This is a genomic window from Desulfosarcina ovata subsp. ovata, from assembly GCF_009689005.1.
GTDB lineage: Bacteria > Desulfobacterota > Desulfobacteria > Desulfobacterales > Desulfosarcinaceae > Desulfosarcina > Desulfosarcina ovata.
On sequence record NZ_AP021879.1, the window covers coordinates 6,142,062 to 6,164,810 of the forward strand.

Annotated in this window: 16 protein-coding genes and 1 pseudogene; 4 read left to right on the forward strand and 13 right to left on the reverse strand. The window is 54.1% G+C overall.

Translation table 11 applies throughout. The features are described from left to right. Positions 1-212: 212 nt before the first annotated feature. From GN112_RS26930 to GN112_RS26950, 4 genes and pseudogenes are all read left to right on the forward strand, one after another. A complete protein-coding gene (locus GN112_RS26930; protein WP_155312993.1) occupies positions 213-1,601 on the forward strand; it encodes an acyl-CoA dehydrogenase family protein in 1,389 nt (462 codons plus the stop codon). A gap of 244 nt (positions 1,602-1,845) precedes the next feature. Continuing rightward, positions 1,846-2,526: pseudogene (locus GN112_RS34600) on the forward strand (N-acyl homoserine lactonase family protein). 173 nt (positions 2,527-2,699) lie between these two features. Then, complete coding sequence (locus GN112_RS26945) at positions 2,700-5,363, forward strand: molybdopterin-dependent oxidoreductase (protein WP_155312996.1); 2,664 nt, start codon at positions 2,700-2,702, stop codon at positions 5,361-5,363. A gap of 46 nt (positions 5,364-5,409) precedes the next feature. Continuing rightward, complete coding sequence (locus GN112_RS26950) at positions 5,410-6,750, forward strand: hypothetical protein (protein WP_155312997.1); 1,341 nt, start codon at positions 5,410-5,412, stop codon at positions 6,748-6,750. 313 nt (positions 6,751-7,063) lie between these two features. Here GN112_RS26950 and GN112_RS26955 read toward each other — a convergent pair whose 3' ends face one another. The 13 genes from GN112_RS26955 to GN112_RS27015 form a co-directional block, all read right to left on the reverse strand. Then, positions 7,064-7,903 (reverse strand): C40 family peptidase, encoded by an 840-nt coding sequence (locus GN112_RS26955; protein ID WP_155312998.1) that lies wholly within the window; start codon positions 7,901-7,903, stop codon positions 7,064-7,066. Further along, positions 7,903-9,240, reverse strand: a complete 1,338-nt coding sequence (locus GN112_RS26960) for an aminotransferase (protein WP_155312999.1) — start codon at positions 9,238-9,240, stop codon at positions 7,903-7,905. Before GN112_RS26960 ends, GN112_RS26955 begins: the two co-directional genes overlap by 1 nt. Before the next feature lie 8 nt (positions 9,241-9,248). Then, complete coding sequence (locus tag GN112_RS26965) at positions 9,249-10,457, reverse strand: diaminopimelate decarboxylase (RefSeq protein WP_155313000.1); 1,209 nt, start codon at positions 10,455-10,457, stop codon at positions 9,249-9,251. Further along, positions 10,454-10,924 (reverse strand): SET domain-containing protein-lysine N-methyltransferase, encoded by a 471-nt coding sequence (locus tag GN112_RS26970; protein WP_155313001.1) that lies wholly within the window; start codon positions 10,922-10,924, stop codon positions 10,454-10,456. Before GN112_RS26970 ends, GN112_RS26965 begins: the two co-directional genes overlap by 4 nt. Positions 10,925-11,097: 173 nt before the next feature. Further along, positions 11,098-12,303: a methionine adenosyltransferase gene (metK, locus tag GN112_RS26975; RefSeq protein WP_155313002.1), complete on the reverse strand. Its 1,206-nt coding sequence runs from the start codon at positions 12,301-12,303 to the stop codon at positions 11,098-11,100. Between the two features lie 627 nt (positions 12,304-12,930). Then, positions 12,931-13,902 carry an ABC transporter ATP-binding protein gene (locus GN112_RS26980; protein ID WP_197743418.1) on the reverse strand — a complete coding sequence of 324 codons (972 nt, stop codon included), beginning with the start codon at positions 13,900-13,902 and terminating at the stop codon, positions 12,931-12,933. Continuing rightward, entirely contained in the window at positions 13,899-14,882 is a 984-nt protein-coding gene (locus tag GN112_RS26985) for an ABC transporter ATP-binding protein (RefSeq protein ID WP_155313003.1), read from the reverse strand. The genes GN112_RS26980 and GN112_RS26985 overlap by 4 nt, the downstream gene beginning before the upstream one ends. A gap of 234 nt (positions 14,883-15,116) precedes the next feature. Beyond that, positions 15,117-16,001, reverse strand: coding sequence for an ABC transporter permease (locus GN112_RS26990; RefSeq protein ID WP_155313004.1), 885 nt, complete (start codon positions 15,999-16,001; stop codon positions 15,117-15,119). Between the two features lie 100 nt (positions 16,002-16,101). Beyond that, entirely contained in the window at positions 16,102-17,028 is a 927-nt protein-coding gene (locus GN112_RS26995) for an ABC transporter permease (RefSeq protein ID WP_155313005.1), read from the reverse strand. A gap of 95 nt (positions 17,029-17,123) precedes the next feature. Beyond that, positions 17,124-18,698, reverse strand: a complete 1,575-nt coding sequence (locus GN112_RS27000) for an ABC transporter substrate-binding protein (protein WP_162459136.1) — start codon at positions 18,696-18,698, stop codon at positions 17,124-17,126. A 75-nt stretch (positions 18,699-18,773) separates the two neighbouring features. Further along, on the reverse strand, positions 18,774-20,402 hold the full coding sequence (locus GN112_RS27005; RefSeq protein ID WP_162459137.1) for an N-acyl-D-amino-acid deacylase family protein: 1,629 nt from the start codon (positions 20,400-20,402) through the stop codon (positions 18,774-18,776). A 19-nt stretch (positions 20,403-20,421) separates the two neighbouring features. Continuing rightward, positions 20,422-21,522 (reverse strand): N-acetyltransferase DgcN family protein, encoded by a 1,101-nt coding sequence (locus tag GN112_RS27010; protein ID WP_197743419.1) that lies wholly within the window; start codon positions 21,520-21,522, stop codon positions 20,422-20,424. Positions 21,523-21,652: 130 nt separating this feature from the next. Next, entirely contained in the window at positions 21,653-22,726 is a 1,074-nt protein-coding gene (locus GN112_RS27015; RefSeq protein ID WP_231717147.1) for a mandelate racemase/muconate lactonizing enzyme family protein, read from the reverse strand. Positions 22,727-22,749 lie beyond the last annotated feature (23 nt).

Below are 22,749 nucleotides of genomic sequence, written 5' to 3' on the forward strand. Positions count from 1 at the left end.
GTGAAATTTGATAGATGAATGGTATTTTTATATTAAAATGCCATATTATATCAATAAAACCAGCTTGTTAAAATTCCATCAGCATCCTTGGGCACATACCTCCCTATCCTGGCATGCATAGTGCCTATTGCCAGATCATATGTAACAACCTTTCAGACTTATCGCGTTTTAACAAACAACTCGCTACACAAACAAAGTAAAGGAGAGAAACAATGAGCAAAACAGTAGGCCTAGGGTATTACAAGATGCTTGATCCGAAGTATAAATACGCAAAATGTTACTGCACTGATGAAGACATTGCCATGGCAGTATCGATCAGGGAATTTACCAATAAAGCATTGATGCCGGTTCGTCATGATTTTGAAGGTGGCTGGAATAAAGATGAAAAAGTGGCTCTACAAACACTGCACAAGTACTACAAAGAGTGTGTGAAACTGGGATTGACGGCTTCGAACCTCCCGGAAAAATTTGGCGGATTGGGATTATCGCCGGTTGTGAGGCAAATGATTAATATTGAACTTTCCAGAGCTGAGATAGGCCTGGCAACAATGGTAGGGAAGATACACTGGGTTGTCTCCTTTATGATGGCAGCAAAAAGAGACGATTTGCTTGAGGAATTCGCGCCTAGGATAGCTGGTGAAGACGCATGGACGGCATGCACGGCAATCAGCGAACATTCCGGCGGCGCCAGCATAGAAGATCCTGCCTTTGATTTTCGAACGATTCGCACACGAATGGAGATTCAGGGAGACGAAGTCGTCATTAACGGGCGCAAGATATGGCCCGGCCCTGCGGGACCCAACGATCGATTCGAAAGTGAATATTTGAAAGGCCATATCGGCTATTGGACCATCGCACAGCGTGATCCCCGGAAAGGAGCAGAAGGTGTTGGAATTATATTTGTCCCACCGGATGCAAAGGGCTTCAGTTGTACGATGCCTTTTGAAAAAATGGGAATGACATATTCAGATGAAAATGCGGAGTTAGTGTACGATAATGTCAGACTGCCCAAACGGTATGTCCTGGACCTCGATCAACCAAACCTGGGTGCAAAAATAATTGAAGGATACGTTATCGGTCTAGGCCGACTGGCTGGTGCGGCGAGATTGCTGGGTGTCGCTGAAGCCGTCTTTGAAATTGCTTTGGATTGGACTGGTGGTAGAGAAATTGCCGGCATTCCCGTCAGGGAACGTTCATACTTTGCATCTATCCTGGCAGAAATGGCTAGAAAAATCGAAGTTGTCAGGAATTATATTCTTTCTGTCACCTGGCAGGTAACCCAACCGAATACTTACGGTGAGCCATGGACACGAGAAATGATTGCTAAATTCTCAACAGCAAGGTCCTTTGCGGGAGATACAGCAGAATTTTGCACCCACCGTGCGATGGAGTTGATGGGGTCGTACGGATATGTATATGAAGGGCACATTGAAAAATACATGCGTGATTACAAAATCGTAAAGATGTGGCTGGGCGGTGCTCAACGGGATCGTCTTGATGTTGCCCAGGGTTTCTATGGACCTTTTAAATGGGGTGGAATGCAGCAGTGGATAGACGAAGGTGGATTAGTAACAGAAGGGTTTGGCAGCATTAAATATTGATCGGTTTTTGCCATGGCTACTTTTTTAAAGTACTTTTAGAGCAGCTGCACATGGTTATCCTGATTTCCGTTGATAGCCCAATGGATTATCCTATCAAAGCATTTACTGGAAGGGAGCTATTGCTATGAAACTACAGCTTTTAGATTTTGGGACATTGACAGCGGATGAAGGTTGGGTCTTTGAAGCTTCCGGCGTAGCTACGAAAAGCAATCCTGATCCTAAATCAAAAAGACGCGCTTACCAGATGATTGGTGTTTTGATTGAGCACCCTAAAAACGGACTGATTCTTTATGAAGTCGGTCCGGCTCCCAACCACACCGAACTCTGGCCCGAGCCGGTTAAAGAGGTTTTCGATATCACCCGATATGAAGAAGAAAACCGGTTGGACAAACAATTGGAAAAAGCCGGATACAAAGTGAACGATGTGTCAGCCATAATCATCGGCCATATGCATCTGGACCATGCCGGTGGTTTGGAATTGTTCCGGGGCTTGGATGTTCCGGTTTATGCCCATGAAGATGAAATCAAGTATGCTTTCTATGCGATTGCGACTAAACAGGACTTTGGCGCTTATATTCCCCATTACATAGATTCCACTTTTAATTGGCAGCCTGTCTATGGGAATGAAGTATAACTTTTTGAAGGCATCACGCTTTACAAAACTCCCGGACATACTCCTGGCATGTTATCCATGAAAGCAAGACTAAATGAACTAGAGTCATTTCTATTTACTTCAGATACTATCTTTTTCAAGGAGAACTGGGTTAACGAGACGCCTCCGGGGTGGCTTATACGTGATATGTCAGGATGGTACAAGAGCCTTGTGAAGCTGAAAAATATAGCTGCTAAAGAAAATGCTAACGTTGTATTCGGACACGATCCGGAAGTTTTCGCGCAATTTGCGGTAAAGGTTCACGGAGAATAGCGAAAAAATAAAGAGGGGGAGGCTTGCGGCCTCCTCCTTTTACTGGCACCGCAGACCGACCAAGGGATTATAGTATTATTCGGATGCATGCGCCTGTACAGAAGACCTAAAATGCCTTGAGCAGTTTAGACAGACGTCTAATCGCAACTCAAGATGATGTTCAGGAGGAAGTTTTGAAAAAGATTGCTCTTACAGTCAACGGTCGTCAAAAACAGGTCGTTGTTGACGATGATTTGGTTTTGCTAGATCTGCTGCGAAAGCATTTCCACCTGACCGGTACCAAGCAGTCCTGCGACCGCAAGGGACAGTGCGGGGCCTGTACGGTCATCGTCAACGGCAAAGCGGTATTGTCCTGCCTGACCAAAGTGGCAAAACTCGATGGTGCCGATATTATTTCCGTGGAAGGACTGGGAACGCCTGACAACCGCCACCTGATCCAGGAGGCCTTCGTCTTGGCTGGAGCCATCCAGTGCGGATATTGCACACCCGGCATGATCATGGCGACCAAAGCACTATTGGACAGAACACCCGACCCTTCGGCCGAAGAGATCAAGCACGCCCTGCGCCGTAACCTGTGCCGCTGTACTGGGTACGCCAAAATAATCGACGCCGTGCGGCTGGCCGGCCGTCTCCTGAGAGGAGAGATCGCCCCCGAGGAGATTCGCCCCAAGGTCACCGATGCGAAGATGGGAGTATCTCACCCGCGGCCTTCGGCCCTGGCCAAGGCCTGCGGCACGGCCCCGTTCGCCGCGGACGTTCAGATGCCAGGGGCCGCCGAGATCGTGGTTGTGAGAAGTCCCCATTTTCATGCCATCATTAAATCCATCAATACTGCGGCAGCCGAGGCCATGCCTGGCGTAGTGGGTACTCTCACGGCCAAGGACGTCAAGGGCACCAACCGGCTGAAATACATCGTCGACGACCGGCCGATCCTGTGCGAGGACCGGGTGCGCACCCTGGGCGACGCCGTCGCCGTGGTGGTGGCCGAGACCCGCGAGCAGGCCAAGGCCGCTGCCGAAGCGGTGAAAGTGGAATACGAACCGCTGACCGAATTGCGCAGCCCGGCCCAGGCCCTGGCACCGGATGCCCCCCAGATTCATCCCGACCGGCCGAACCTGTGCTTTCGCCAGCCGGTGATCAAGGGAGATGCCGATGCGGTTTTTGCCACGGCCGACGCCGTGGTGGAAAACCGCTTCACCACCCAGATCAACCACCAGGCGCCCATGGAACCGGAAAACAGCGTGGCCTTCATGGAGGGCGAGGGGGAAGAGGCCGAGCTGGTCGTCATGGGCCGCAGTATCAACATTCACCTGCACATGGCCATGTTGCAGGCGGCCCTGGGCTTTGAGAACATCCGCTACGAGGAGGCCTTTGCCGGCGGGCAGTTCGGCATCAAGCTGGAAATTTTCACCGAGGGCATCGCCGCGGCCGCGGCCTTGAAGTTCCGGCGGCCGGTGCGCTACATCCCCAGCCTCGCCGAATCCATGTTGATCACCTCCAAGCGCCATCCCTTCGATATGCGAATTCGCCTGGGCGCCGACGCGGAAGGGAAAATCACGGCCATGGCCATGGACATGACCGTGGACAACGGCGCCTACAACTCCATCGGCAATGTGGTCATCAACCGCGCGTTGCACATGCTTTCCAGTTCCTACTATATTCCCAACATCAAGGTAGCCTCGCGGCTCGTCTACACCAACAACCCCTGGGGCAGCGCGGCCCGCGGCGCCGGGCCGCCCCAGGCGCACTACGCCCTGGAGTGTGCCGTTGACATGCTGGCCCATAAGCTGAACATGGACCCGTTGGCCTTGCGCAAACTCAACGCTCTGGCGCCGGGCCAGACAAAAGCCACCGGGCATGCGATCGACGAGTGGGCCTTCGAGGGCCTGTGCGAGGCCATCCAACCCGAGTACGCACGCGCCACGGCCGATGCAGCCAAGGCTGTCGACGGACCGGTCAAACGCGGCATCGGCCTGGGAGCGGCGGCCTTCGGCATCGCCTTCCCGGGCGACAAATCCATCAGCGCCGTGGAACTGGAGCCCGATGATTGCGTGACGGTCTATGCCGCCGCGGCCGACCCCGGGGAGGGTAACGACTCCATGCTCACCCAGCTGGCCGCCCAGGTGTTGGAACTGCCCCTGGACCGAGTGCGGGCCGATACCCGTAGCACCGCGCGCACGGCCGCCTCCGGACCGGCCTCGGGCAGCCGGGTGACGTTCATGATCGGCGGGGCCACCGTGGACGCGTTGAAGCGGCTCAGACAAGCCATGGACGAGGTGGGGGCCAAGACCCACGCGGCCTTCGTCGCCGCCGGGCTGGCCACCCGCTATGTGGGCCATAAGGCGGCGCTGAATACCGCGCCGCTGGATCCAGAGACCGGACAGGGCCCGTCCTCGGACTCCGACGTGCACGCCATTCAGCTGGCCGAGGTGGAGGTCGACACCGAGACCGGCGAGGTGCGGGTGTTGAAGATGACTGCGGCGGTGGACGCCGGGCCGATCATCAACCCCAACAATCTCGAGGGGCAGATGCAGGGCGGCATGGACATGGGGGTGGGCTATGCCCTGCGGGAGCGCTACGAGGCCGGCCAGACCGCCGACTGGCGCACCTTTGCCTTCCCGAGCATGAAGACCGCCTTCGACACGGCCGTGATTACCCGGGAAACACCGCGCAAGCGGGGCACCCTGGGGGCCACCGGCGTCGGCGAGATGGCCATGGTCTCCACGGCCCCGGCCGTGATCAACGCCATCCATAACGCCTGCGGCGTTTGGATCACAAATCTGCCCGCGACGCCGGACAAAATTAAAGCCGCCCTGGAGGCGGCTGGAAAGGCCTAACGTTTGTTCATTGACCGTTTACCAACTTTCCATGGAGGACGAATTCATGACCATAAGGCGAGAAGACGGACAGGTACAACCAGGCATCAATTGGTGGCTTTTTACTGCTCGTATTCCGGGTGTTCACGTTGGTTTCTCTCTTCCTGAAATCATTCAAGGGGGACTATTGACAACGGCCACGGCCGGTGTCGTCGCGGCATTGACCATGAAGTATTTCAATGTTCCTTTCGAGGTGGCCTGGGCGGTCATGTTCATTCAGTTGTTCTGGCTGGTTGCCCATACCTTGCTGTTTGGTGAGCCATACGCACCGGGTTGGATAACGCCCGCCCTTCCGCTGGTAATGGGATTTCTGGCACAGTTCGAACCTGGTCTGGCCGCCATCCAGGCAATGACTGCCGTCACCATATGTGTCTGTGCTATCTTTTTGTTTTTCGCCGTTACCGGGTTGGGCTCACGCTTTTTCGAATGGGTACCTCTGGAACTTAGGGCGGCCATTATCTTCGGTGGCGCCATTTCCGCCTTCAATGCAGAGTTTGGCAGGTTAGAGAAAATGCCCTACACCCTTCCAATCGTCTGGGGGATTGTTTTTTTGCTCATGTTTTCCGTTTGGTTTTCCAAGGCCAAGGACAAGGTTAGGTTCTTCAAAATAATGGCCAGCATGGCATTGTTGGTTGGATTTCTGGTGGCTGCTATCGTGGGTCCGCTTTTCGGTGAGCTTTCCTTCGACATAAAAATGGGATGGCATATTCCCCAATTAGGTACTTACATCAAAGCCGTTTCTCCCTTCTCGGTAGGGTGGCCGGGTATAGACGTCTTTATAAAGGCGCTACCGCTGGCAATAATGATTTATATCTTCGTATTTGGAGATCTCGTTCTGGGAAATACTTTGATTGAACAAGCCTCTGCCGTTCGGAAAGACGAGAAGATTATCGTGAACAACACACGAACGCATTTCACCCTTTTCTTTAAGAATATCGGTCATTTTCTTATGGCGGGCCCGTTTATTCCGCTACATGGTCCCATGTGGACAGGCGTCCATGTATTCTTAATCGAGCGGTATAAAACCGGGCACCGCAATATGAAATCCCTGTATGATGGACTTTTCAACTGGTACTGGCCGGCATTTATCCTGTCTCTGCTTGTCCCCGTCGTTACTTTCATGAAGCCCCTTCTACCCGTAGCCTTATCCATTACACTGATTTTGACGGGATTTGCCTGTGCATATATTGCCATCTCTATGGTAAATAAACCGGCAAGCCAAGGATATGCTTTCTTTGTCGGCATGGTAATCGCCAAATTTGGACCGGCGTGGGGACTTTGTATCGGAGTCGGGCTGTACTTTCTCCTCGTTTACAAGAAAACACCATTCACCGTTTCCAAAGCATAACTCCGTTCGATAAAAAAATCGCCAATGATAAAAAAAAACTACCGCCCATATGCCGGGTTAGGGGGCTTTCAAAGCGTTGACAAACCTCGTCTTTTTGGAGGCGATATTTCCATATGAACAAAGGCGCGACGATCATGCAGGAAAAGACAGAATGAGGTAGCATATAACAAACTTAAAAACTCATATTGGGTACTGATCAATAGGGGACGGCAAAATGGGTGTGGTATCGGTGACGGCAGGGCATGAAGTCAGAAGAGGGTATCAGCGCGTTGGCAGAAAGGGGCTCCTGAAGCTGATTACAGGCCGTCCCCCATCAAAAATAGCGACGGGCGCCGGCAAAGTGCTTCCTGTAATAGGCCTTGGACAGTGACGTCGTCTGGATGCGCTTGCCGCTGCCGGGGGCATGAATGAAGGCGTTGTTGCCGCAATAGATGCCCACATGGTTGATTTTGCCCCAGCGGCTGGTATCGAAAAAGACCAGGTCGCCCTTGGCCAGGTCGTTGCGCGATACCGGATCACCGGCGGCATACTGCTCACGAGCGGTACGGGGCAGATTGATGCCGTTAAGGCGGTAGACCGTTTGGATCAACCCGCTGCAATCCATCCCGGTTTCCACGGTGGTGCCGCCCCAGTGATATTCGACGCCGATGAAGCGCTGTGCCGTCTGAATCAAATCATGCTGCAATTGCGGTGTCGCACCGGCAATATCCTCGTACAACAAGGCGCGCACGATGTAGTAGACGTCGATAATACCGTCGGACTGCAGCCTTTGGGCGCGGTTCAGGGCAGCTGCCTTGGTGGGGAAACGATCGAAACGCACTTTGTACAGACGGTCCGTATCGATGAAATGGTAGGCGTCCAACCCCTGGGATTGCAACCGCCGGGCATAGGCCGAAGCATTGCGCTCGCTGGCGAAAGCGCCCACTTGAATGGTGACGCCGATGGTCTGGATATGGGGAGTCGGCAAATCCGCCCGTTTGCCGATTGTTCCGGGCGGTTTCGTCGATGGCGTGCCGTGGGTGGAAGAGGCACAGCCCCAAACCCAGGTCAGGAGGACGACCAGCAACAGGCGCGCCAAATGGGCGTGCCGAAAAGTGGATGGCGCTTGCATGGGGTTATTGTACCCTGCCAGCGCCGATTGTTCAATTGCCACTATCCCATTTCGTTCATTGTTGAAATGATGCTATCTCTTAAAATATCCACAATTTGATCCGCACCCGCTTTATCAATAATTAAAGGCGGCGATAATATGCATAAATTTTCATATGGCCTGACAATTAAACCTTTTGCCTGGCAATGTTCATCCACTCGTTGAGCAACGGCTATATTCTCTTCTTCATTATCTGAGACCACGCATTCCACACATGCCATCAAACAAACTCCCCTGACATCACCGACGATGGGAAATTCCTTTAACGTTTTCAGACGCTTCATGAAATGAGAACCGACCTCGAGGACATGATCGTTTATTTTTTCGCGCTTCATTATTTCAAGATATTTTAAGGCCGCAGCACACGTCACCGGGTGTCCTGAATAAGTAAATCCATTTGTGTAATAGGAATTCTCACTTGCGGATTCTCCGCTTATCCGATTGACCAACTTGTCTGAAATGATTGCCGCACCCAAGGGTTGATAACCGGATGTGATCCCTTTCGCCACCGTAATAATATCGGGAACGATGCCGAAGACGTCTTCGGATGCAAAATAGTGCCCCAGTCTTCCAAAGGCGGTCACGACCTCATCAGAGATATAAAGCACATCGTATTCCCGGCAGACATCCAATGTCTTTTTGTGATATCCCGGCGGAGGAACAATAACCCCTCCCGAACCCATCACCGGTTCGGCGATAAAACAGGCCACCTTATCCGGCCCGATCTCTAAAATTTTATCCTTTAGTTCGCGTACCCTGAGGTCGCAAAAGTCCTCTATGCTCATTCCCTCGGGTTTTTTATAAGGATTGGGATCAGAGGTAGAATGAACAATATCGGTAATGTAGTTAAAATAGCTTCGGTCACATTTTTTGCCATTCAAGGAAGCCGTCAGATAGGTACTGCCGTGATAGGCGTTTTCACGATAGATAATATGTTTTTTTTCAGGTTGACCAAGACAATTAAAATAGTAATGCACAAATCGAATCGCGGACTCAACAGCGGTCGAGCCGCTATTGGTAAATTGAAAAAAGTTTAAGTCACCAGGCGTCAATTGGCTGAGTTCATGGGCCAATTGGATAGAGGGCGGACTTGCCATGGCGCCAAATGGTGTATAATAAGCCAACTGAACACACTGGTCGGAAATCGCTTTTGCCATTTCTTCATTGCCATACCCCAGATTCACACACCACATGCCGGATATCGAATCAAGATATCGATTCCCATCACTATCAAAAACATGGACGCCTTTGCCGGATTCAATAACCATGGGTTCGGCATCGCTTCCCAAGTCCGACCACGGATGAATAACATGCCTTTTGTCTTTTTTTGTTAGATCCATAATGACCTTTAAAATAAGAAGTTTTCAGAAACCTGTCCCCGCATACAGTGATTGGACATCATTGAAGACGCGTATCCACCCGCATTGATAAAAACAAGTGGGTCGCCTTCCTGTATTTGGTCCGGCATCTGGAAATTGTCTTTCCATACATCCAGCGACTCGTTTATATTGCCCACGACCGTCACCGGTTTCATCTTGCTTGTTTTTTGCTTGAGAACAACAGGCTCACAGGGCAACCCGTAAAAAGTAGGCTCGATGGCCAGATTAAACCCGCCGTTGACTCCTATGAAGTCCGTTTCTTGCTTTCTCTCGACGGTGTTGACTTCCAAAACCAGAAGTCCGCTGTCTTTTGCAATATAATCTCCGGGTTCAACACAAATGGTGACCCCTTTGTTTCCAAAATGGGATTTTATAATAGAAACCCAGGCATCCAAATCCAGCGGTGCATCATCCCTGTCATGGGGAACCCCCAGGCCGCCACCCAAATTGATGCACGCCAGGTCCTTCACTTGGTCCACAAACCAATGGGTCTCATCCAGGATCCCGTTGAATATGGACAGTTGATTGCTCAGATACCCGCATCCGGTATGGAAATGGATGGTATCCACGATGAAGTTATTCTCACTGGCAAGTCGCAAGGCTTCCTCAAACTGATCCCTGTATATGCCGAACTTGGTTGTTTTTTCTCCGCTATATCTGAGGGTCTCATTGTCCCTGTAGCCAATACCCAGAGCCGGGTTGACCCGGATTCCGATTTTGCGACCGGAGCAGAACTGGCCCAATCGCCGGATGGTGCTTAACGAGTCACAGTTTAACGCCACGTCGGGATTATTAGCCAGCAACCGGAGTTCGTCGTTGGTCATCGAGTTCGCCGTGTATGAGATTTCGCTGCGCTCAAAGCCGCAGGAAAACGCATGTAACAATTCACCGGGAGAACATACATCCACCCCGCATTTCCTCCCGCTTTTAATAGACGTCAGAATCGGGGCAAACCGGTTTGCTTTTATGGCATAATAAATTTTATGCGCGTCAAGCTGGCTCAGGGCATTGTGCAGCCGCTCGATATTTTGCGAAATCCGTCTTCCACTATAAAAAAAGGCCGGTGTTCCAGTTAAACCGATCAGATCGGCCATTGAACTCCCTGAAAAAAACAACTGCCCGTCTTTGTAACAGAGATCATCTCTTTCCCACCACAAACGATCTTTTTGTGGGTTCATCCACACTTCCTTTCCAGGTCTCGAAGATATCTCCTACCGTGTTCATTGATCGTTTCTTTTCGACCGGTTATCCATCCCCGGCAGTTAATCGAGCCACAGGCACAAGGAAATTGTCTGAACAAGATGTCTTCTGTTGAGGCGTAATCCATGGTCAACGCATCTCCTTTTTCAATATCCTGCAATGCCCAGATTTCAAGCTTGTTCATGTCCAAAAATACCAACGGATCACACGAATGTAACAAAAGCCCTGAAAAGTGAGGGTCATGGAGATGCAGGCAGGGTGTAATCTGAAGGGTGTGCTGAAGAATATAGGGGACCGTAACCCCGGTCATTCTTGCAACCATCTCCCCCTTCTTGAAATTTCGTTTTACATAAATGCCGCTGCCTGTTGTCCTGGAATGATTAATCGTGAAATCTTCTTTGCTGGGGTAGTTCTTACCATCTTCCAGTTCATAAGGATAAATCATGGTACCTCTCTCTTTTAAAGTTTCACGGAATGAGGAGTAGAAATTTATTTTTCGCTACCCTCCGTATCGATCCGGTGCCTTTCGGGCACACCAGGGGACATATTTCCCGGTACCCTGCTGCGCCGAAAGGCCTTATCGATTGGCGGGACTGAATGACTGAACCAGGAGTTTTGTTACGCCACTTGACGCTCTCGGACGCCGAGGGCTTCCTGCAGAGCGGCGGTTTTGTCTGTCTGTTCCCATGGAAAGAGATCCCGCCCGAAGTGTCCTGCCACCGCGGTTTGGCGGTAGCTCCAATTTTTAGGTTCGGTTAATTTCAGATCCTTTACGATGGATGCAGGCCGAAAATCGAAGACCAACCCATCTTCCAAAATCCTCTGAATTTCAGCCTCATCCACCGTTCCGGTGCCGAACGTGTCAATATTGATGCTCAGGGGCTTTGCCACACCAATGGCATATGCTACCTGGATCTCGCATTTTTCCGCCAGGCCGGCGGCAACAATGTTTTTGGCCGCGTATCGGGCGTAATAGGCCGCCGACCGGTCGACCTTGGAGGGGTCTTTGCCGCTGAAAGCACCGCCGCCATGGCATCCCACACCGCCGTATGTATCCACGATTATCTTCCGTCCGGTGAGGCCCGCGTCGCCGTGGGGGCCGCCGATGACGAACTTACCTGTCGGGTTGACGAAATAGGTGGTCTCCTTGTTCAGCAAACCGGTAGGTTCAAGCAGGTTACGGGTCACATCGATCATGTCCTTGCGGATTCGTTCCAGGGGAACATCCGCCGTCTGATGCGAAATGACGATATTGGTGATGGCCTTGGGTTTCCCGTTTTCGTGCAGCACGGACACCTGAGTTTTGGCATCCGGACGGAGATAGTCAATATCCCCCTGCTTTCGAATGTTCTGCAAATGCTCCAGAAGCATGTGGCTGTAATGAATCGGTGCGGGCATTAACGATGGCGTGGCGTTGGTGGCATAGCCGAACATCATGCCCTGATCGCCTGCACCCTGTTCCTTGAACAGTCCTTCATCCTCAGATACACCCTGGGAAATGTCGCTGGATTGGGGATGGATGAGGCATTGATATTTGAAACTGTCGTGGCAAAAAAGCAGTTCTTTTCTATCGTAGCCGATCTCTTGAACGACCTTTCGAGCGATGGCTTCCGGATCGATTTTCTCCCAACCGCTGCAGGTGATCTCTCCGAGGTTGATGACAAAATCCGTGGTTACCGCAGTCTCACACGCCACCCTGCTGCGGGGATCCTGCTCGAGACAGGCATCCAGTATCGCATCGGAAACCTGATCGCAGAGTTTGTCCGGGTGCCCTTCGCTGACCGATTCGGAAGTAAAAATATGATCAACTTTCAATTTACTCATGAAACATCCTTTCGTGGTGTTGGTTAATTAACTATCTAAATTATTAAAAAATAATCCGTCAGATGCCAAATTTAATGCCATGGTTCACTGTTGGAGGCATAAAGGGTGTAATTCGTAAGCAATCAGCGTGCCAGACATCGACTTCGGTTTTGGAATGCTGCCAAAAATTGTATTAGGCTGTTATCATAAAGTATATTTATAAAATAGTGCCGAACAGGATCTTTCTTTTGGATAAATTCGGGGCATGGATGGAACATGCTGCGGGAAAAATGGGACCGACATTATTGTAAAATTATGAGGAAATGGGAAATTATTGCGCAGATGATTTTTATCGATTATGGCGCCTAACCAATGCTTGACTTGTCGTCCATTCTACGAATATGTCATAGGATTCAATATAATTAGGCCATATTTTGAAGATACAGGGTGATTCTTTGCCTGTTTGTCTGTAATTTACAATGTGCAGTATATGCACAAACCCTTTGCTTGTGCATTTCTCTTGAAAAAAAAGAGAGGCTCCTGGCGGTATCGAGCGGGTTATCTCGAAAGACCCGATATTCCAGATATCCACCCGTACAGGCAATTCCACCGGAGCATGTCTGGCATCGGCCGATTGACGCCAATCGCCTAACGCAGCGGGAAATGGCAGGCCACATGCTCTCCGGCCGCCGTTTCCACCAAGGGCGGTACCTCTTGGCGGCATAGGGGCCTGGCATACGCACAACGCGGCTCAAAAACGCATCCGTTGTAAAGGTTTTCACCGACGGAGACCTCACCACTATGATGGTCGATGGTTTTGCGCAATTTCGGATCGGCCACGAAAACACTGTCCATCAGTAGTTTCGTATACGGGTGGCGCGGCGTGCGGTCGGCAAAATTGGCCGGTGAGATTTCCACGATGCGTCCCAGGTACATCACGACAATTCGGTGGCAGAAATAGTCAACCAGGGCCAGATCGTGAGAAATGAACAGGTAGGTCATGTTAAAGCTGTCCCGCAGGTTCTGGAGAAGCAGGGTAATCTGGGCCTGGACCGAAACGTCCAGGGCCGCGGTGGGTTCGTCCAGAACGATAAATTCCGGTTGCAGGGAGAGCGCTCGGGCAATAACCACCCGCTGCTTCTGCCCGCCAGAGAGCTGGTGCGGGTATGCCCGGCCATGCTCCAGCTTGAGCCCCACCATGGTCAATAGCTCGGCAATCCGGTCGCCAATGGCCTGGGGCGTCATGTCCACTTTTTGAATCAGAAACATCTCGATCAGGCTGCGGTAGATGGAGTTGCGCGGGTCCAGTGAGGAGTGGGGATCCTGAAAGACCATCTGCATTTTGCGCCTGAGGTGGCGCAACTCGCCCTTGGCAAGCCGGCTGACATTTTTACCGCCAAACAGCACTTGCCCGCTGGTGGGTTCGACCAGACGCAGGATCAGACGGGCCAGAGTGGATTTCCCGCATCCAGATTCGCCGACAATTCCCAGGATTTCGCCGCAGCCGATATCGAAAGAGACATCGTCGACCGCCTTGACCGCACCGATGGTCCGATGCAGGACACCGGCGGTCACCGGAAAATGTTTGGACAGATGACGGACCTGAACCAGGGGCTTCACCAGCAATTCCTCCTTTGCGGATCATATTTCAGGCATCCCACCAGAATTTCATGATCCAGCGGGATCATCCGTGGTTTCTGAGTGGCACAGCAGGATCGCCGCTCGGAGCAGCGTGGATGGAAACGGCAGCCTTGCGGAAACGTGCGCACACTGGGCACATTTCCCGGGATCGCCATCAAGCCCCCCTTGGACATGCCAAGCGTGGGGATACACCCCAGCAGCGAACGGGTATAGGGATGCCGGGGAGAGGCAAACACCGAGCTGACATCACCGGACTCGACAACGGTTCCGGCATACATCACAGCCACGGTATCACAAATCTGGGCGATGACGCCCAGATCATGGGTGATCAGCAGAAGGCCAACCCCCAGGTTGCGGGTGGTTTCCTTGAACAGGTTCACAATCTGGGCCTGCACGGTGACGTCCAGAGCCGTTGTAGGTTCATCGGCAATGAGCAGCTGGGGATCGGCACACAGGCCCATGGCGATAACGATGCGCTGCTTCAGCCCGCCGGAAAGCTGGTGGGGATACTGCTGAAAAACCCGCTCTGCATCGGGAATCTGCAGGGAGGCCATCAGATCGATGGCCCGCTGGCGGGCTTTGGCGGCAGATATCGAAAGGTGCAACCGCATGCCCTCGACGATCTGGTGGCCGACACGGTATACCGGATCCAGTGAGGTCATGGGGTTCTGGGAAATCAGTGAGATCTGGTTGCCCCGTATTTTCTGCCACTGTTCCTCGGAAAGGCCCAGCATGTCCTGCCCCCTGAACCAGATCCGGCCGCCGCTGATCTCGCCGTTCAGAAAAGGCAGAAGCCCCATGATGGCCTGGGCGGTAACCGATTTTCCCGATCCGGTTTCACCGACCAGCCCTAGTATCTGGCCCGGTTCGATCATAAAACTGACCCCGTCCAGGGGCTCGACACTTCCCTCCTGGGTCATGAACTTCACCCGGAGGCCGTCTACCTGCAGTAATGTCATGATAAACGATCCCTGTCGTTAATGGACCAGGCGTCCTGTATGCGCTGGCCTTAACCCATGCCCGCACGTGGGCCTTAGGCGATTTCTGTCAAAGCATATACCCGCCTGCTTGTCTTTTCATCCGTCTTCTGCGTTGGGCGTTTCCACACATAGCCCCACTATGCGTAAAAAAGCCCGCCTTGAATACGAATGAAAATCCTGCGCATCCTGGTATATGCTTATCCGCCAATCGCCTTACCGGTTGGTGTCCTCACGGATATCCAGAATATCGACCAGCGCGTCACCGAAAAGATTGAAACCCAGCACCGTGACCATCATGGCCAGTCCCGGGAAAACGATTACCCACGGCGAGATGAACAGGTAGGCGGTGCCGTTACTCATCATGGCGCCCCAGCTGGGCAGGGGCGGCTGGGCACCCATGCCCAAAAAACCCAGGGTCGCTTCGAGAACGATGGCCTGCCCGATCCCGATGGTGGCAGCCACCAGTACCGGCGCGATGGCATTGGGGAACAGATGCCGGAACAAAATGGTGAAATCCGTGGCGCCCAGCGAACGGGTGGCCTCCACATACACTTCGGTTTTCAGCATCAGAATCTGCCCCCGGATCAAGCGCGCATACTGAGCCCAATAGGTTAGGGCAATGGCGATAATGACGCACTCCAGGCCGGCGCCCACAATGGCCACCAGCAGAAGGGCCACCAGAATTTCCGGCAGCGACCAGGTCAGATCGGTAACGATGGAGAGCGACTGATCCAGCCACCCGCCGTAATATCCGGCAAGGCTGCCGATGATTACGCCGATCAGCACGGACAGGCCCACGGAAACCACCCCCACATAGACCGAAATCCGAGATCCGTGAATGATCCGGCTGAACACATCCCGTCCGAATTCATCGGTTCCCATGAAGTGCGCCATCGACGGCGCACGGTTCATCTCAGTTAGATTCTGTTGCTTGTATGAATAGGGCGCCAGGATATCGGCACTGGCGGCCACGCCGATCAGGATGCAGATGATCACAATGCCGGCCACACCGGCCTTGTTCGATTTCATCTTTTTGAGACGGCGTAGCCAGGGGTTGATTGGCGGAGCCACGCTTTCCGACGGTTCAACGGAGGTCATGGTATTTCCTGAAAGCAGTGCACAGGGTTCTCGGGGTCTTCCGAGTCTTCACTCGTGTCAATCCGGAAACAGGACAGCGGTTTTGGTGGACGGGCGCCAACTATTTGTGCTGATCCCTTACCCGCGGATCCGCATAGGCATACAGCAGATCAGCCAAAAAGGTGCCCAGCATGATGCCCAGGGCCAGTAGCAGCATGGCCCCTTGCACCACCGGATAGTCGCGCCGGTAGAGTCCGGTGATCAACAGTTGCCCCAGACCGGGACGGCCGAAAACGATCTCCACGGTCACCGCCCCGCCCAGCACCCAGCCGATCCTCAGCCCCAGGATAGTGATCACCGGGATCAGGGCGTTTCTGAGGATGTGCTTGAGCAAAATGGCCGTTTTACCCAATCCCTTGGCGTGCAGAAGAACGATAAAATCCTTTGAGGCCACCTCGAGCATACTGACCCGGGTCACCCGAGCCACCAGGCCGGCACCGCCCAGACCAACGGTCACCGCCGGCAGGATCAGGGTCAGCAGACTGCCCGAACCGGAAACCGGAAACCAGGTCAGCCAGACGGCAAAAATCAGAATCAGGATCAATCCGAGCCAGAACGATGGGATGGTCACCCCGAACAGGGCCACCAGCATAGCCATGTGATCCCAAAGGCTGTTCTTTCTGGCCGCAGAAACAATGCCCATGGAAACCCCCAGCACAAAGGAGATCGCAATGGCGGTAAGACCCAGGGAAAGGCTGTACGGCAGGTGATGCATCAACAGTTCGCTAACCGGCCGTTTCTCCACGATGGAGCGCCCCAGATCGCCGTGGATCATGTTTCTGAACCAGATCAGGTACTGCACGGGGATGGGCCTGTCCAGGTAATATTTTTCGATCAGGCGTTGCTCGTGGGCTTTGGTCATGCCGGGTCCCATGAGATTGTCGATGGGATTGCCCGGTACAATGTGCACCAAGGAAAAAATGATCATGGAGATCACGATAAAAATCGGGATCAGGAGCAGCGCCCGGCGCAGGATATACCGCCACATAGTCGTCCGCATTTCCAAGAAAATTCAGCAGTCACATGCCGCCGCTTCCGGCCGGGTATCAGCGGGAAACGGCGGCATGGTTGGCCGGTAATTGTTTATTTCAAATCATAGTCCAAGACGCCCATGCCCAGAAACCGCCGATCAAGGCATCCCTCCGACAGCACCAGCCGTTTGCCGACACCGAAAATCGTATCCGGCAAATAGATGGGTGCCCATACATACTGGTTGAGAAGATAAGTGTGGTATTCTTTGAAATTGTCGATGCGCTCCTGCTGAGACCGGGATCGCGTCATGGCTTTCTGCATAAGGTAATCGGACTCGTTATCATGCCAGAAAGCGGCATTGGGATACCCCAGGCGGGTGGAATTGAGAAACCATTCCAGGATATCTGCGTTTTCCCATTCATAGGAGCGTACCACCAACTGATGATCCCCGTTTTTGAGATGTGCCCGGATGGTGCTCGGATCAAGAAGGGTGATTTTGGCCTCCACCCCCACCTCGGCCAGCTGTGCCTGGATCACTTCGGCGGTCCGGCGGTAGGATGATTCGTTCTTGGCCAGCATTTTCAACGTCAGGCGATTACCATCCTTGTCCACACGGATACCGTCCTTGCCCACCGTCCAGCCGGCTTCCTCAAGAGCGGCCTTGGCCCCTTCGGGATCGAACCGGACCTGGTCCTTTTCGGCAATCTTGCTGGCTGGCAAAGCGTCGATCAGGTATGTGAACGCGGGTTTGCCGGCATCGGCGAAGACGTTTTTGGTAATACTGACCTGATCCACGGCCAGAGCGATACCCTTGCGGACCAGGCGGTCATCCAGGGGCGGTGACTGGGTGTTCATGACCATGTGGTAGAGCTGGTCGCCGGGCAGCCGAACCACCCGCAACGATTTGTCCTGTTCCACCTTTTCGATGAACATTGTCGGCAGAGCGAAAACGACATCCAGTTTGCCGGTTTTCAGTTCCAGAAAACGGGTCGACTCTTCTTTGATGTCACGATAGACGACCTTGTCTATTTTTGCCGGCCCCTTGTTTTTTGCAAACCCCGGGCCCCAGGTGTAGTTCGGATTCCTGGTCAGGACCAGCTTATCGCCCGGAGACCAGGATTCGAACATGTAAGGTCCCGATCCGACGACATACTTGGTGCCGAAATCCTCGCCGTATTTTTTATAGGCTTCCATGCTGGGAACAGCCATGAAGGTTTGGGACAGGTTAAAGAGCATGTTGGGCTCAGGATGCTGCAGATGGATCGTAATCGCGTGGGGTCCATCGATATCCACATGATCGATGGCACCGACCATATACGCGGAAGGACCGGTTTCCATCTCTTTGAGAAACCATTTTGCCACCTCGGCATTAAAGGGCGAGCCATCATGAAACGTCACGCCTTGCTTGAGTTTCATTTTCCAGACCAGGCCGTCTTCACTGATGCTCCAGGACTCGGCCAGACCGGGATAATAGTTTCCATCCAGTCCCCACTCGACCAGTTTGTCGTAAATCAGGGACACGGCTTCGTGGTTCAGTTCCACCTTGATGGGATTGAACGTGGTGACTCCCAGCTCGTTGGGATCTCCAGCTGCGTACAGCACCTTCTCGGCCATGGCCGAAGCCGGTATCAGCAAGAATGCCGCGGACAGGATGACCAGAAGTAGACCACCGACCATTTTCCTCATTGTTACCTCCTTTTGAGTACCGTAAATATGAATTCCGTTGTTAGCGGTAGGTTCCTGCATTATTTCAACGATGCCCTATTCCCCCCGGCGCAGCCGCCGTCCGGGAAGGCAGCCGGTGTGACGGCCATTGTCGATAACGGTCTGCCCATTGACCAGCACATGGCTGATTCCCGAAGCCAGCCGGTGGGGTGCTTCGAAAGTGGCGTTGTCGGTGATCGTTTGCGGATCGAAAATGACGATATCCGCCGCCATGCCGGCCCGCAGCAGACCGCGGCGCTTCAGCCCCAGCTTGCGGGCGGGAAGCCCGGTCATCTTGCGCACCGCCGTTTCAAGGGAAAGCACCTGTTTCTCGCGCACATAGCGGCCCAGCACCCGCGGAAAGGTTCCGTAAAACCGTGGATGGACCGGACTGGCGGAAAAGGGGCCGGAGGGCGAAACCGCGCGCCCGTCCGAACCGATCATGCCGTCCGGGTGCTTGAGGATGGTGATCAGGTCATTTTCGTGCATGGAGAAAACGATCATGCCCAGGCCGCCCGCTTCTTCAACAAAGACATCCAGGGCCGCATCCAAGGGGGGCTGTCCCCGCTTTTCAGCCATGTCCGCAACGCTCAACCCGTTCAACGACCGGTTTTGCGCCGTGACGTACCCGGTCAGCAGAATCTGATCCCAGCCAAGCCCGTCCATGGGGTTCTCCCAGTCCGCACACGCGGTGGTCATGTCGGCCACCACGGCCTTGCGCTGTTCGGGATCGTTGAGCACGGCAATCATTTTTCGGGTGCCGTTTTCCTTGGCCCAGGTGGGGAAAAGTTCCAGCATGCCGGAATTGTAGGCCGTATAGGGGTACTGGTCGAAATCGATGCGCAAGCCGGTTTGGCGAGCCTCGTCGATCTGTTGCAGCAGTCGCCCGGCACTGCCCCAGCGCTCCGGAGATTCACATTTCAGGTGTGATATCTCAAGGGAAACACCGGAACGCGCGGCCACCGCCAGGGCCTCTTCCACCGCCGGCCAGAGGAACCGGCCTTCGCTGCGCATGTGGGTGCTGTACATCCCGTCGGCATCCGCCACCACCGCGGCCAGTGCGCTCAACTCATCGACCGTGGCAAAGGCGCCCGGGTGGTAGATCAGCCCTGTGGAAAGGCCGAAAGCGCCCTTTTCCAGTTCGATCTCCAGAAGGCGCGTCATCTTCTTCATTTCATCGGGCGCAGGCACCCGGTTGTCGTAGCCCATGACATTGCTGCGCAGGGTACTGTGTCCCACCAGGGGGACCGTATTTACGGCGACACCTTTTGCATGCAGGTCGTCACAAAAGGCGTCCAGGGTGGTCCAGTTCCAGATCGATGAAGGGATCGTGCGAACACAGACCGGCCCCAGGCTGGCCATATACTCCATGCAGTCATCCCGCCGGTCGGCCAAAACCGGTGCCGGGGAGCCGCCGCAGTTGCCGGTCACCTCTGTGGTGACCCCCTGAAACACCTTGCTTTCCGCCAGGGGATCCAGGTACAGGCTGAAATCCGAATGGGTGTGTATATCGATGAAACCGGGAGTGACCGCACTGCCGGCGGCATCGATGATCTCATCGGCCGCTGCGTCAAGGCTCGGGGCAATGTCAATGATCATGCCTTTTTTTATACCGATGTCGGCCCTGCAGGCCGGCGCGCCGGTTCCGTCGATGACCAGACCGTTTTTTATGATGGTATCGAACATGGAGTTCCTTTCCCGGTCGTCAGCAAGCCGCATTCAGTATGGTTGTGTCGGGATACCCGGTGTGCGCCACCATAAACCGGCGAACCGCGATCAGGATCCGGTCCAACCCCTCTTCCAGCGGCATGACCACCGGCAATCCGATGCGTGCCTCCAATTCTCCCGCGAAGGTCGCCAAGTCCGTCGCCGTGCCCCCCTCTCCGTTCAGGGTAATCGCCACCACCCGGGAGCCATACATCTCGATCATGCGGATTTCATCATCGACGGTCGGCAGGCGGCAGCCAAGTTCTTCCACCCCGTCAAAGTATTTCCTGAAAGGCGTGTATTGGAGAATGACCCCTTTGACATTGGCCGATTTGATCATTTCCGAACCGCATGGCCCGATGGGGTTCTGCAGGCTGGACTGGCCTTCGATCAGAATCAGATCGGGTGCTGCCTCGATTTCACATCGGACCACCGCCGCTTCCAGTTCTCCGCTGACAAAATCGTTCAAGGTGGCGTCCAGGATGAATCCATAGGGACTGCCCTGGAGCCAGCCGGTCTGGCCGGTATAGATCATCTCCGCATGGATGTCGCTCTGCCGGCAGGCCTCCAGCAGCAGCCGGCAGGTGGTCCGCTTGCCAACAGCGCAGTCGACACCCAGCACCGCCAGGCGCGGCACCGTCATCTCAAAAATGCGGCCCGACCAGTAATGGCGCTGATCGAAAGGGGTAAGCCGCCGTATGTCTACGATTTCGACCTGATATTTTTCGGCTGCCGCCCGAAAGGCCGGAATATCGCCGAGCAGCATGTGCATGCCGTTGACCACGGATATGCCCCGCTGGATGGCGTCCATGAGCAGGGCCTGCCAGGCGTCGTTCAAACGGCCGCCACTCAGGGCTACGCCGATGATGCAATAATCCGGTTTGATGCCGGTGGCCCGCATAAAGTTTTCAATGGTATCGTACACCGGGATGTTGCGGGGCTTGCCGTCGAGCACTTCTCCGGCATCCCGGCCGGCCGCGTTGCCATCAATGACCCCGATGATGTTGAATCGCTCGGTACCGCGAATCAACCCGTGGGCGGTTTTGGCGTCAATTTGGGCGAGGCTCCCATGGGTCAGGATAATGGCCGTTCCCATCATGGCGTCGTCTCCCTGGAAATCCGCATGCTGCGAGTAGAAAAAGTCATTTTGGTCAATTCCATATCTGTTTTTGGCTGTGTAGCAAAAGGTCCGATTGGTGCCCAGGTGAGAAAAAGCACCCGGCCATTGTCTATATGCAGGTCACCCCCAGCCCGGGGTCGGCGGTGGTCCGCAGGGTACCGTTTTCCAGGATGAAGCCGCCTTTCACGAGATCGACGGCCAGGTCAAGGCTGCCGTCCAGGTCCAGGTAGCGGGTGGCCGGTGAGGCCAACGCCACATGCAGGGCAGCGGCAATGCTGACGATGCTTTCGTCCATGCAGCCCCACATCAGATCGATGCCGGCCCGAGCGGCCATGGCAGCAATCTCCATCCCCGGAGCAATCCCTCCGCACTTCATCAGCTTGATGTTGAAGATTCCAAAAGGGTGGGGAGGGATAAGGCAAGTCAGCGCATCATCCGGACCGATCAGGCTTTCATCGGCAGCGGAGAATTTTCTCACCGCTTCGGGAAGCACCCGCATCGCGTCCAGATCCGAGCGGGGCAGGGGTTGCTCGACAAATTCAAGATCGGCCTTGGTCGTTTCACGGATGAAGCGCCCATATTCCTCAGGGGAGTATCCTTGGTTGGCGTCCACGCGGATCGTCACCGCAGCCCCCACCTGCTCGCGGACCTTGATCAGCCGTTCGATATCCTCCTCCACGTTGATGCCTGTTTTCACTTTCAGGCAGCGGAAACCGCGGCCGATATACTCGGCCGCCTCGGCAAGCATCTCGTCCAGCGGCAGGATACCGATGGTGATGGAGGTGGGCATGGCATCATGAACGCGGCCAAGCAAGTCCACCAGGGGAAGACCGAGACTGCCGGCAACCAGATCGTGCAGGGCGATATCCACGGCAGCGCGGGCGGCCGGGGTTTTCGCCAGGGCAACATCCAATTGGCGCAACAGGGAGCGGCAGCAGCGCAGGTCGGCCCCCATCAGAATCGGCGCCACCTGGTCGGCCAGCCCCATTTCACAGGCCTGAGTACTCTCCCCGGTCACATCTTCGGAAGGGGATGCGGCACCGATACCGACATGCCCGTTCTCCGCTTCGATGCGTACGAACAGGTTCTCGACCGCGTCGACCCGCTGGTATGCAATGGTGTAAGGGCGCGTGAGTTTCAGGTCCGCTTTCCAGGATTGAACATTGACAATTTTCATCTTCATATCTGTGGTTGCCTTTTTCCGTG

Coding starts and splice junctions, on each gene's coding strand:
- GN112_RS26965 (WP_155313000.1), bottom strand. CDS start 10,457: ATGAACCCACAAAAAGATCGTTTGTGGTGGGAAAGAGATGATCTCTGT.
- GN112_RS27005 (WP_162459137.1), bottom strand. CDS start 20,402: ATGTTCGATACCATCATAAAAAACGGTCTGGTCATCGACGGAACCGGC.
- GN112_RS26995 (WP_155313005.1), bottom strand. CDS start 17,028: ATGTGGCGGTATATCCTGCGCCGGGCGCTGCTCCTGATCCCGATTTTT.
- GN112_RS26960 (WP_155312999.1), bottom strand. CDS start 9,240: ATGGATCTAACAAAAAAAGACAAAAGGCATGTTATTCATCCGTGGTCG.
- GN112_RS26990 (WP_155313004.1), bottom strand. CDS start 16,001: ATGACCTCCGTTGAACCGTCGGAAAGCGTGGCTCCGCCAATCAACCCC.
- GN112_RS27000 (WP_162459136.1), bottom strand. CDS start 18,698: ATGAGGAAAATGGTCGGTGGTCTACTTCTGGTCATCCTGTCCGCGGCA.
- metK (WP_155313002.1), bottom strand. CDS start 12,303: ATGAGTAAATTGAAAGTTGATCATATTTTTACTTCCGAATCGGTCAGC.
- GN112_RS26950 (WP_155312997.1), top strand. CDS start 5,410: ATGACCATAAGGCGAGAAGACGGACAGGTACAACCAGGCATCAATTGG.
- GN112_RS26970 (WP_155313001.1), bottom strand. CDS start 10,924: ATGATTTATCCTTATGAACTGGAAGATGGTAAGAACTACCCCAGCAAA.
- GN112_RS26930 (WP_155312993.1), top strand. CDS start 213: ATGAGCAAAACAGTAGGCCTAGGGTATTACAAGATGCTTGATCCGAAG.
- GN112_RS27015 (WP_231717147.1), bottom strand. CDS start 22,726: ATGAAGATGAAAATTGTCAATGTTCAATCCTGGAAAGCGGACCTGAAA.
- GN112_RS26985 (WP_155313003.1), bottom strand. CDS start 14,882: ATGACATTACTGCAGGTAGACGGCCTCCGGGTGAAGTTCATGACCCAG.
- GN112_RS27010 (WP_197743419.1), bottom strand. CDS start 21,522: ATGATGGGAACGGCCATTATCCTGACCCATGGGAGCCTCGCCCAAATT.